Raw genomic sequence first — 12030 nt, 5'->3', positions numbered from 1 at the left:
GCACAAAATTAGCTTGTGATCGCATAAACCGTCAGTTGCAGCTTGATGTAGCTTAATTTTTGAACTGTAAATTTGTAGTCGGGTTAGTCTACAGTTTTTTAGAACGATGCATTATGAAATTGATTCGGGTTAATCAAATTATGAAAAATTTCAAAAAACCCTGGGCAATTGCTGGAGGATGGTCAATAGACCTTTTTCTTGGAAAAGTAACCAGAGAGCATGACGATATTGAAATTGTTCTTTACAGAAAAGACCAGTCAGCTATTCAAGAGTATTTAGATGACTGGTCTTTTAAGAAGGTGCACAATCGAACTGTATTACCATGGGGAAAAAATGAGCATTTATCATTACCAATACATGAAACGTATGCTGAAAAAGCAAGTAAGAAAATAGAAATTCTTTTAAATGAATTGGATGGGGAACACTGGCTGTACCGTAGAGACAGTAGAATAAAACGAGAATTAGATAAAGCCTTTTTGACCACAAATAGTGGGATACCCATTCTAAGTCCTGAAATCGCTCTGCTTTACAAATCGAAAGCCCCAAGACCAAAAGACGAGATGGATTTTAGAAACATCTATCATTACATGAGTATGGAACAAAAACAATGGCTTCGGGATTCGCTGAAAATGACTTATATAGAACATTCTTGGATTGACTTGCTAAACTAATGAATACGATAGCATAATCAATCGCCCTTTCGTTGGATGGTTTTTTAAACCAAAAATTAACATTGGGTTTCACAGAGGCTTGATTTTAGGTGATTACATGACACCAGTTCAGTACAAAGCTGCAGCCCTTAAAAAAGTTGTCTGATTTACTGTTGACAGTCCAATATAAACTTGGAACGAAAACGTCACCCCAATATCATTCGATATTGGCAAGCTAAGCAAATCATACATACGCTAGCAGAGCAATCGAGAATAATTTTTGCGCGTACAGGCACAGTTGGGCACCTGCCTACATACAATGAGATTACCGTTGGACCTATAGCGCTAGGGAAGGCCGGATTCATTGTATTCTTCAGGAGGTGTGTCATCTGTGCCTGGCTTATTTACGGCAATGGCCTGGTTTGTGAAAGAACTGATGCTGCTGGTCTCGTATGTGAAAAACAACGTGTTCCCGCAGCCCTTAACCGAGTCGGAGGAAATGAAGCATTTACAACGGATGGCTGATGGAGACATGGAGTCCCGCAACATTCTGATCGAGCACAACCTGCGGCTCGTCGCGCATATCGTCAACACGTTGTGAACACGAACCGACGTCAGGAAGCAGCGCGTTTTGTGTGCAGCGGGCGGTTTGTGCGGTGAGGTGGGCCGAGCTATATGGAGCCTGAATCAGCCGGTCCGAGGGGGCCGGTTTTCTGCTTCTTCTGGAGTTAATACCGATACTTGAGAGCCTTGTACGGCAAGTATTCCGTATACCAATGGAGCTTGCCATTAAGATTGAAGGGAATAGCCGTATTCTACCATACTTCATATCTTCCAAATCTAGTATAATAAAGTATCGACATTTTTCTCCGAAAGGGTATGCGCACGGTATGATGAACTTGTTTGATGTAGTACCGGAAGGATTATTTCATCTTCTGACGGGTTCCAATCGGAAGATATATGCGGAAGCACTGCTGCTTTTATACGAGCATTCGCAAAGGGAGCGGTTCGGCATTCGCTATGAAGTCATGCGGGATCTGCTGCAGGAGCTGCTGGAGACTCAACAAGAAACGGGTATGGTCATTTCTGCCGATGAGGATGAGCCGGTTGGAGCTGGAAGAGAGGATCAGCTTACGTTAGAGGATGTCTCCAGAGCTCAGGCCAATGCATTGCTGCGACGGCTGGAACGGGCGAAGTGGATTGATGTGGAAACCCGCAGCCAGTTCGAAGCTTATATTGTACTTCCCCATTATGCCAGCCGGCTGATTGCGGTGTTTCAGGAATTATGCGAAGCACGGACGGTCGAATATCAACGGTTTGCTTTTGTAACTTATCAGCTTCTTACCGGCGAGGAGGCCAAAATGCGCCCTTGTTTCGCCGTAATGGAGGCGGCACAGGTAACAAGGCAATTTCGCCATGAATTGATTGGGTTATACAATAATATGAAGCATCACATGGAGACAGTTGTTCAAAAAACTTCGATTCGCGAAGTGCTGGACCATCATTTTGAAACCTATAAATCGCAAATTGTAGATAAAAGCTATCACCGGCTCAAAACGTCGGATCATGTGGCGCGCTATCGTTTTCAAATCCTTCATACGGTTCAGAAGTGGCTCCTAGATCGGGGTTTGCTGCAGGAAGCTGCAATGGACGGCGTCAAGAGCGAGCTGTATGAAACGGTTGAACAAGCGGAATATGCCGTCAAGGAAGCTTTATTCTTCATTGAAGAAACCTTTGTCGGGCTGGAAGAGATTTTCTATCAGATTGATGTGCGGCATAACCAGTATCTTCGTTCTTCCTACGACCGGGCCAGATATTTGAGTCAGCAGCATGAAGGATTGGACCGCCGGTTGACACGTCTGCTGGAGTTGCTCGGCCAGCAAAAGCAGGATGCGGAATACTCGCTGTTCGCGATTAATCAGGTTCGCGGATGGTCAGAGCAGTCACTCCTGCCGCCGCGCCGCCGAAGGATGGCTCATCAGCCGGAGACCCATGTTACGGTTCCGATTCCGGCACACGTGATGGAGGAGCTGCGACAGAGGAACGTAGAGAAAATGCGCAAGGCCATTACCCGTAAAAAAGTGGATGATTACGTCATGACCCGGCTTGGTGACCGAAAGCGCATGGAACTGATCGAGCTCGCTCCAAGTAGTGCCGAGGAATTTCTTATGCTGGGGTATGTTTATTTGTATGGCTCGGATGGTGGCTCGCGTTTCAGCTTGGACCGGCAAGGCAAGCGGCAGACGGTTAGTGTCGGAAGATATCGATTCCACAATCACGACATTGTCCGTAAAGAGCGGGGAGGATAACGATTCATGATGTTTCAAGATTTGAGCGACTCTGAACAATCGAAGATCAAAGAAGTAATCCAGCGACTCATGGAGGTTAACCTTCTGATCAAAGACAAGGACCGGGAGTTGTATGCGACAATTCGTCGCTACCGTACCGCGTTGGAGGGCTATTATCGATTCCTTGGTTGGGAACTTGTCGTGGACGAGCGGCATGAATGCGTCTATCTGCATATTCCCGATGGCCGTCTTCGCCGTAGGCTTGACCGGGAACAGACACTATGGCTGCTGGTGCTGCGCTTACTATATGAGGAGAAGAGGCAAGGCCTATCGCTGGCGGATTATCCTATGATTACCCTTTATGAAATTCGCAGCAAGTACGAGACGTTCCGGCTGGAATGGGTAAACCGTACCGCATTGGACAGGCTGGTTAGATTGTGTGTACAGGCCCAATTGATTGAACCGCTGGATTCCGACATTCGTTCCGATGATGCCCGGTTCAAGCTGTTCCATACTTGGATCTATATGATTCAGACGGATGAGATGCAGTCGTTGCTTGATAAGCTAGAATTGTACCTGACGAACGCGGAGGGAGGATTGCTGGATGAAATGGATGAAGCGGCTGCGTCTGATTAACTGGCATTATTTCAAGGACGAGGAGCTGGAATTCGGAAAACAGACGTTGATCACTGGACAGAACGCCGCGGGAAAATCGACGATTATTGACGCGCTGCAGGTGCTTTTCGTTGCTGATCATCGAATGATCAAGTTCAATGCGGCTGCACACGATGACGCCAAACGCAGCTTTATCAATTATCTTAGGGGAAAAATCGGCAGCGACGAGCGCTCCTTTTTGAGGGACGGCGATTTTACGACTTATATTGCAGCTGAATTCCGGGACGAGGACCGTAAGGAATGGTTCGTTGTCGGGGTAGCGATTGATGTATACCGAGGAAGCACGACCGGGGAAGAAGAGTATTTCATTTTGTCAGATCGGCGGTTGGATGATTTGCAGTTTGTCAAATCCAACGGCCAGTTGCTCAATCGAGACGAATTCCGCAAGCGCGACGGTGGGGAAAGCGTCAGGGTCAGCGGGCTCTCCGGAAAAAAGGCTTTGTTTGAAAGGAACAAGACCAACTATCAGAAAGCCTTACTCGCCCGGATGGGACAGCTTCATGATCGGTTTTTCACAATATTCACCAAAGCGCTCTCGTTCAAGCCGATCCAGAATATCCGTGCTTTTGTCTACGATTATATACTCGACCGAAAAGAGCTGCAGTTGGATTTGATGCGGCAAAATTTCGAGATCCACGAACGGTATCGCCAGGAGCTGGAGCATCTTCAGGAGAAGAAGCTGCACCTGCAATCCATACGTGAGTGTTATGCCCAGTATGCCAAATACAAGGAGACTGCCACCCAGCAGGATTATGTGATCCGGCGCTTGAAAGCGGATTACGAGAGTGAGAATCTGGAGCAGACCGAACGGGACAATGTCCGGCTGGAAGAAGAGCTGCGTCAGCTTGCGGATGATATTGACCTTGCCGCCCGGTTGCAGGCGGAAGCCCGGGACAAGCAGCAGGATGCTTACCAGCGCTGGCAGAACCATGCTGCGGAGAAGCGCAAGAAAGAGCTGAACGAGGACATTGCCCGGCTCACCGCTCAACAGAGCGAGAGAGAGAGGCTCTTGCTCACGTATCGGAGACAAATTGAACGGGAGCTTCAGCTGTTGGCGAACTTGTACGATTGGCCGGACAATCCGTACTGGACATGGAACCCTGGAGAGAGGGAGACGCTTCGCAGTTATCAGGAGAGCCTGGCGCGTCTTGACGCTGTGGCACGTTGCGGAATCATTGAAGTCCATGAGGAAGAAGAGTGGACACGGGATCTGGCTGAGATTGGAGAAGGTCTAACGGCGTGGCGTGACAGGATGCTCGTTCAACATAACCAGTTGCAGGAAAAGCTGGGTGAAACGGACGCTCGAATCGAAGAGTTAAGAACGATCATTCGTGATCTGGAGCAGCAGAAGCGCAGCTATGCCGAACCGGTGCGCCAGTTGAAGGGCATCTTGGAGGAACGGCTGCGGGGCCGCTCGGCGGTTTGGGTGTTTTGCGAGCACATGGAGCTCAAGGAAGAGCTTTGGCGTAATGCGGTGGAAGGGTATTTGAACACCCAGCGCTTCGATCTGTTGGTTGAACCGGAATGTTTCGCAGAGGCATTGTCTATTTATGAAAGGGAGAAGCGAACCTATCGGCTGGAAGGCGTCGGTCTCGTCGATACGGAGAAGGAGAAGCGGTATTTGGGAACGGCCGTAACCGGTTCCCTGGCACTCGAGCTGCAGGCGGAGCATCCCGTAATCCAGGCGCACGTCGAGCATTTGCTGGGCAAGGTGATGAAGGCTGCAAACGAGCAGGAACTGCGACACCATCGTACAGCGGTGACCCAATCATGCATGGTTTACAACAACCTGGTAGCCCGGCAGATGCGCAAGGAGCAATACGAGGTTCCGTTCATAGGCGCCAAAGCGATCGCCCGCCAGTTGGAAATCCGCCGCTCCGAGCTGGTGTCTGCCCAGGACGAACGGCGCATGCTGTATGCTTGGGGTGAACACCTTTCCGAATGGATCGGCAAATTGAAGGAAACGGGCTGTACCAAGCTTGCCGACCATCTTGGCCTGATGCGGCATATCCACGAATGCTCGGAAATGCTATTGCAGAAGACAGAGGAACTGAATGGTCTCGATTTCAGCGAAGCGGAGCGGCTGCAGGCGGAGTATGAGCAGTGGAAGAACGATGAACAGAAGTGGCAACAAAAATGGGGATCCTTACTCCAAAAGCAAACGGAAACCGAATCGAAAAAGTCCGAAGCGGAAGGAAAGCTGCACTTGCTTCGGATTAAGGTGCAAGAGTACGAAGCCGCATGGCGGAATTGGATCAATGAGCACGGCAGCGAGCGGGAAGCGGGAGCGATGCAAAGATACGAAGAAGCATGCAATTCGTCCGCCTCCACTTGGCAGAAAATCCAAAATTGGGAAGGCAGCTGGAAGGGTCAGCAGACACTGCGCGACAGCCAGTTCAACAAGCTGCAATTAATGCGGCAAAAATATAATATCGATCAAAATTTTATCGCCGACATCCAGAAGGTCACGAACGAGGATTACGATCGGCTGCTTGAAACGATCGAACACCTGAATATTCCGGAATATCAGGATAAAGTTGCGGCGGCTTTGAAAGAATCGGAAGAGGAGTTCAAGTCCCACTTTATTTTTCGGTTAAGGGAAGCGATCGAGATGGCCCGTAGGGAGTTTCACGAGCTGAACTATGCGCTGAGGCATTTTCCTTTTTCCGACGACAAGTATCATTTTGAGGTTTCCCCTAGTGAACGTTACAAGCGCTTCTATGATGCCGTGATGGATCCCATGCTTTTGGAAAAGGGTTCATTGTTCGAATTACCGGACAATGATCGTACCGAGGTTCTGCATGAGTTGTTCGATCTTCTGGTCAAAGGTGAGGCCGGACAATTGGAGGAGTTCTCGGACTATCGGCAATACTTGGATTTCGATATTATCGTAACATCCGGCAACGGCAAATACCGCTTCTCGCAAGTGCTGAAGGAGAAATCGGGAGGCGAGACGCAGACACCGTTCTATATTGCGATTTTGGCTTCCTTCCACCACTTATATTCCGGAAAAAGCACGCGGCTTGTCATTTTCGATGAAGCGTTCAATAAAATGGACGAGCAGCGGATTCAATCCAGTCTGCGGTTGATTAAGCAAATGGGTCTGCAGCTGATTGCCGCCGTTCCCGATGAGAAGATGCAGCATATGGCTCCTGAGGTATCTACCACGCTGTTCGTCAGCAAGCATAACTACCAGTGTTATGTAGACATGATTGACAAATGGGACAACGGGGCGGAAGACGAGATAGCGAGAGCGGGAGCCGTGGAAATAGCGGAATATGAGGCTGAGGCGGCTGCCGCATCGAATTTATCGAACGTTGACAATGGGAAATCCCCCTCAGCCGATGATGCGGATGAAGGAAACGGTCAAGGCTTTTTATTCTAGATTTTATGGTAAGGGGTGATCTGCTTGGAGATTCATGAAACGCCATATAAATCCAAATTTGTCTCCCAGCTGCTAAACCTCCTGTTGGACAAATACGAGTTAAGCCAGTCTTTTGTAACCGGGCAGCCTTCCAAGCAAAGGCCGCAGCTATCTCTTAACAAAAGTCCATTCTGGCAAGATTATACAGACGAAATGGATTTCCGTAAACGAATTTGGATCAACGAAGCAGCTTCCGAGTTGGAGCGGCTCGGACTTGTTGAACTCAATTGGGCCCGGTTTCGCACCGGCGAGCAGTTGGAAAGAATCTATCTGCGATGGAGTGAGTTGAAGGCGGCTTATCGCGTTGCGGGGCGGATGCCGAAGCGGGACAAGCTGGAACGCTTGCGGCACATCCTTACTCCCTTATCCCGCCATCCTTGGGAATGGGTCAGGGTGTGGTCTGAACAAGCCGATGTATCGCTAGCCGAAGGTAAAACTGCTCACCTAGAGGTGGACGATCCAGAGGGGTATAAGGATCTTGTTTGTGTATTGCTGGAGCTTCCTAGGCTCGAGCGAGCCGTTCCAATAAGATTACTTAGCCAGAAGTTGTTCAAGGACTCCAAGCACATGGAAAGAAACGTTCAACGAAGGTTGCTTTCGCTCGCCAAGCAGGCATCAGGAGAGGAGCGTGAAACCGAGGAAGAATGGCTTGATTTCCTCGGGGTGGCCAAAAATCCACAAATTGTGCTGGTAAGCGGGCCTCTTTCATTCCGTACTACCGACAGTCGTAAGGTTGATATAGGAGTGTTTGCCGGTGGGGTTGGCTTATCGGATAAAACGGTGGAAGAAATGTATCAAGTGCAAACAGTTGCCACTCGGATAGTAACAATTGAAAACTTGGCGACTTATCATCTGTGGCTCGAACACGCTTCCGAGCTCCGCGACACAGAGCTTGTTCTATATACAGGGGGATTTCCCCATCGGTCATTGCAATCCTTTTTGTGTAGACTGGCAGAGCATTTGGCCTCGGCATCGGAAAAGAACATTGAAGTGTATCATTGGGGTGATATTGATCTGGGAGGAATCCGGATTTTTGAATACCTGCGGAAGCAATTCTTTTCTAATCTGAGGCCCATGCTAATGGATGCGGAGACGCTCCTTCGTTACGAGTCCTCAGCGGCGTCAATCAGCGATGAATATGCCGGAAAGCTTGAGGAGGCTCTAAAGGATACCCGACTGACCCATTGGAGGCAGGTGCTGCAAACGATGCTTGATCGAAGGATACGCTTGGAACAGGAAAGTATTGTGGAATTGGATTAAAGAAGAAAACAATGGACATTAACTTTCTGACTTTTTGTTATGGAGGAAAAACCAGACCACTCATCTTTGACGAGGGGTTCAGGTAACGTTCTTGTATTCACGAATCCGAGAACCTTAAGGCAGCGTAGCTGTCGGCCGCGACGCGGTTAGGTTCGCAGGGTTGTCTGCATGAATCTTCTCCCCCGAAATGCCTCGGGCAGACCAAGGGCCGTATGGCCCGAAGCGTGAATACGGTGTTAGCTGATGTTGCTAACTACCTTGAAATAGCCCGTACGATCTTTAAGAAATTTCATTAAGTACGTGTTATAATAAAATTAATTTAGCCTTTCTAGAGATAGGGGTTGATCGAATGGCAGTTTCAAAAGAACATTTGAACAAATTAATTCAACAATTACCTGAAGAAGCCCTTCCAATCGCTGCTGATTTCTTGGAAAAATTAGTCACAAATAAAGAGTATCGTCATATCCCTTGGGATGATGAGCCAACTACTCAAGATGATATTGAAGCAATTAAAAAAGCTAAAGAATCCTTTAGACGTGGCGAGAGTATTAAACTTAAGGATGTTATCGATGACTTACTCAATTGAGTTCTATAAAGATGCTCTTAAGTATTTACAAAAATTAGATAGGACGAATCGTATTCGAATTACTCAACATCTACAAATTCTCTGTGAAGACCCTTATCATCCAGAGCTCGATATCAAAAGGATGCAAGGAACAATGGACGAATATCGATTACGAGTGGGTTCTTATCGAATTATTTATTCAGTTGAGAATGATAAGTTACTTATCCAAGTAATTAAAATTGGCTCTCGTGGTGATGTATATAAATCTTAACTTCTAGGTCTATTCTTACAGGGTAGGCCTTTTTACTTTTCTTCAGATCTTCAGCAATTTCAGCTAACGGCGCGGTTTGCGAAGTAAGGGTGGACGAGCTACATGGGCGATATGCCGGTCCGTGGGGACCGGTTTTCTGCTTCTACAGGATTCGGGGCGGTTTATGTTATACTGGTGATAAAAGAGCGGAAAAGCTTATGACATGGGGTGACATCGAATGGAAAAGGTCAATTCACCGGAAGAGTTGATGGAGAACATATCGAATATGAGCCGCGACAACTCCGTGTACCACTTTCATATTCCAGGAAAGGGAAAGTTCACTCTCGTCTTGCAAGAGGAAGAGCAGCGGTCAGAGGTCTAGGATTTCTTTTGAACAGCAGGAGAATGAAGTTTAGAATGTTCCTGTTTTGTTTCCCGGAGAGAAATGAAAATGATTGCTCAGATTTATAATTGGGAGGAGAACAGTTGGCTATGCCCCTGCCAAATAAGTTGGACCGACAAATGTCTGAGGATGAATGCAGCATTGACGATATCCTTGAATCGGCTGGAGTTTTAACTCCGGAACAAGCTGCGCATTTGACTGATGAAATCAAAAGGATGCGCGAAGAAGAATGGGAATGAATCTAAATAGCCTACCCATTGTAATTCCAACCGGGATACAGTGGGATTGTTTATATACTCGGAATACTTAAAAGGAGAACAGACGATCATGGTTTATAGATGCAGAATCGAACTGAATGAGATTGCCCCGAAGATTTGGCGGGAGTTTCAATTTCATCCGGACGTGACATTTCATCAGCTTCACAAAATCATCCAATCGGTCATGGGATGGGAAAATTACCATTTATACGAGTTTCATGTGAAAGAAAAGGTGATCGGTCTGCCCGATCCGACATTCGCAGATATGGAAGACCGAGAGGTATTGAATGCTCGAAGAGAAATCGTTCAGAAGCATGTTCACGAAGAAAACACCGTATTTACATACGTGTATGATTTTGGAGATGATTGGCAGCACACGGTTACGTTGATCAAAATCGACGCATCGACATCCGACCCGGCACCCTTGTGTCTAGATGGTGCCCGCGGCTGTCCGCAGGAAGATGTGGGAGGCGTGTGGGGGCATCAGCATATGCTGGAAGTACTGCTTACTCCCAATCATCCGGAGCGGGATCATTTTATAGGCTGGGTTCGAGAAGGATATGATCCCGAACATTTCTCCTGCGAAGAAGTGAATCAGGAGCTTGAGCGACAGAAGGACAAGCTGATCCCCAAGTCACTGGTTAAGCGGCCGGTAGGGAAAAAGCCTGTGAAGCTGACGAAGTCTGCTCTGAATAAGCATCTGAAGCAGCTAAATAGCGACCAGCTTATCGATTTGGTGAAGGCTTGTTATGGCGCCAGCAAAGATATGGAGAAGTTTCTTGCTGTAAGAATACTGGGCGATGAAGCAGTAGAGTCTCTCTTTCAAGAGTATTGCAAGAAGGTTGAGAAAGAGTTTTTCCCTGAGCGGGGATTTGGCAAGCTGAGACTCCAGGAAGCGAAACATGCGATTTCGGAATTCGAGAGATTGACTGGAAATTCCAGGTACGCCCTGGAATTGAAGCTGGTCTACGTTGAAAATGGAGTTGATTTCACCCTAAGCTACGGGGATATTGATGAACGCTTCTACTACAGCATGGTGTCCATGTATGCCGATATCATTGATCAAGTAAATGAAGATGAAACAGCCGAGTTGTTCGACGAATTCGAGGAACGTCTCGAAGCCGTTGTTTCGAAAACAGAAGGGATCGGCTGGGGTTTTCATGACAATTTGGCTAATCTGCACGCTCAAATAAGATGGATTTAGGTGGGGAACTTAATGCGCGGCAGGAAGAAAAATAAGCGGACCGGTCAGAAAGCGGAATTCACGGGGCTGTTGGAGCAAGACGAGAATTTCTATTTTATCGCCGGATATACGGATGGCGGCTTCCCGTATGGAATCACGTGGGAGGAATATGAGGCGGAACAACGCGGCGAGTTGATCAAAGCGACTGTAGCTGAGGGAGAACCTATGAAAGAATTGAAATTGACCAAGCAGCAGTTTCAGGAGATTGTGGATGCATACGACATGTACGTAGAAGGAATAGAGTCCTTCCTGAATATCGAAACTGGAGATGTTGTCACGTTGCGAACGTTTGACCGGGATGAAGAGGACGAAGAATTAAGCGAGGTCATTGAAGAAGGCTTTAATGAAATTTATTTTCGGTTACCGAAACGGGAGTCGGATGAAGGATATACCGACATGGTTGATTTTGCGGAAACGGTTGAAGATAAAAAGCTGCAATCCACTTTGATGCACATATTGAGCGGCGGCAAGAAAATATTCCGAAGATTCAAGGATGCGTTATCTTCCGACAGCGAGCAGTTAGAGCGGTATTACCAGTTTGTTGAAGAGCAGAATCGCAAACGTGTTTCTGATTGGTTGGAATCCATTGAAGTGAAGTTGATTCTCGAGTAATAAAGAAATGTTTGGGCAGGGGATACCGGTGAAACGTTCTTCAAGACAGACGATGATTAAGCTGTATGCTCAAGCGGTCATTTCGGAACTTCAACAATTAGGTTATCCCAATGATCAAGCTAAAGCAGTCTTTTTTCGACACTATCGAGACATGAAACGCTTATTTGGTCTTGAGCAGAATGTATGCGATTTTGCAAAGATGATTGATGAATTTGAACGTGCCATGCAGAAGAAGCATGACCCGAGTGATCCCAATTCAATTGCTGTTGGCCATCTAACCCGAGTTCGACAGTAAATCACTCAAAATAGGTACACAAGGGATCGAAAATCCCATAAGATCAAGGTTTTTTCTCGGAATGCATAGAAAAACACCGAGAATTTCATAGGCACACGCTAACTAAGA

General features: G+C 47.3%; 12 protein-coding genes and 1 pseudogene. All 13 read left to right on the top strand.

Annotated elements, in window-relative coordinates:
- The first annotated feature begins 113 nt into the window (after positions 1-113).
- The 13 genes and pseudogenes from ACFPXP_RS09400 to ACFPXP_RS09340 all read left to right on the top strand — a co-directional run bounded on the left by ACFPXP_RS09400 (position 114) and on the right by ACFPXP_RS09340 (position 11922).
- Positions 114-671 carry a nucleotidyltransferase domain-containing protein gene (locus tag ACFPXP_RS09400; RefSeq protein ID WP_379893949.1) on the top strand — a complete coding sequence of 186 codons (558 nt, stop codon included), beginning with the start codon at positions 114-116 and terminating at the stop codon, positions 669-671.
- 370 nt (positions 672-1041) lie between these two features.
- A pseudogene (locus ACFPXP_RS09395) lies at positions 1042-1239 on the top strand (RNA polymerase subunit sigma-70); the annotation flags it as partial.
- A gap of 301 nt (positions 1240-1540) precedes the next feature.
- Positions 1541-2959 carry a Wadjet anti-phage system protein JetA family protein gene (locus ACFPXP_RS09390; protein ID WP_023554900.1) on the top strand — a complete coding sequence of 473 codons (1419 nt, stop codon included), beginning with the start codon at positions 1541-1543 and terminating at the stop codon, positions 2957-2959.
- 6 nt (positions 2960-2965) lie between these two features.
- Complete coding sequence (locus ACFPXP_RS09385; RefSeq protein ID WP_379893948.1) at positions 2966-3574, top strand: DUF4194 domain-containing protein; 609 nt, start codon at positions 2966-2968, stop codon at positions 3572-3574.
- Positions 3543-6998, top strand: a complete 3456-nt coding sequence (locus ACFPXP_RS09380; protein WP_379893947.1) for an ATP-binding protein — start codon at positions 3543-3545, stop codon at positions 6996-6998. The genes ACFPXP_RS09385 and ACFPXP_RS09380 overlap by 32 nt, the downstream gene beginning before the upstream one ends.
- A 24-nt stretch (positions 6999-7022) precedes the next feature.
- A complete protein-coding gene (locus ACFPXP_RS09375) occupies positions 7023-8297 on the top strand; it encodes a Wadjet anti-phage system protein JetD domain-containing protein (RefSeq protein WP_379893946.1) in 1275 nt (424 codons plus the stop codon).
- Positions 8298-8646: 349 nt separating this feature from the next.
- Positions 8647-8883, top strand: coding sequence for a hypothetical protein (locus tag ACFPXP_RS09370; RefSeq protein WP_379893945.1), 237 nt, complete (start codon positions 8647-8649; stop codon positions 8881-8883).
- Positions 8867-9133, top strand: a complete 267-nt coding sequence (locus ACFPXP_RS09365) for a type II toxin-antitoxin system RelE family toxin (RefSeq protein ID WP_023554895.1) — start codon at positions 8867-8869, stop codon at positions 9131-9133. Before ACFPXP_RS09370 ends, ACFPXP_RS09365 begins: the two co-directional genes overlap by 17 nt.
- 217 nt (positions 9134-9350) lie before the next feature.
- Positions 9351-9494: a hypothetical protein gene (locus ACFPXP_RS09360; RefSeq protein ID WP_379893944.1), complete on the top strand. Its 144-nt coding sequence runs from the start codon at positions 9351-9353 to the stop codon at positions 9492-9494.
- Between the two features lie 104 nt (positions 9495-9598).
- Positions 9599-9754 carry a hypothetical protein gene (locus ACFPXP_RS09355; protein ID WP_157462203.1) on the top strand — a complete coding sequence of 52 codons (156 nt, stop codon included), beginning with the start codon at positions 9599-9601 and terminating at the stop codon, positions 9752-9754.
- Positions 9755-9842: 88 nt separating this feature from the next.
- A complete protein-coding gene (locus ACFPXP_RS09350; protein WP_174350193.1) occupies positions 9843-10976 on the top strand; it encodes a DUF6155 family protein in 1134 nt (377 codons plus the stop codon).
- Positions 10977-10988: 12 nt separating this feature from the next.
- The gene (locus tag ACFPXP_RS09345) at positions 10989-11627 is read left to right on the top strand and encodes a UPF0158 family protein (RefSeq protein WP_379893943.1); all 639 of its coding nucleotides are present in this window, start codon (positions 10989-10991) and stop codon (positions 11625-11627) included.
- Positions 11628-11655: 28 nt separating this feature from the next.
- Positions 11656-11922 (top strand): hypothetical protein, encoded by a 267-nt coding sequence (locus tag ACFPXP_RS09340; RefSeq protein ID WP_379893942.1) that lies wholly within the window; start codon positions 11656-11658, stop codon positions 11920-11922.
- The last annotated feature ends 108 nt before the right edge of the window (positions 11923-12030 follow it).

It is taken from the genome of Marinicrinis lubricantis (assembly GCF_042658665.1).
Classification (GTDB): Bacteria; Bacillota; Bacilli; order Paenibacillales; family KCTC-33676; genus Marinicrinis; species Marinicrinis lubricantis.
Note: the sequence above shows the minus strand (reverse complement) of the source record. Positions and strands in the feature narration are given on the sequence as shown.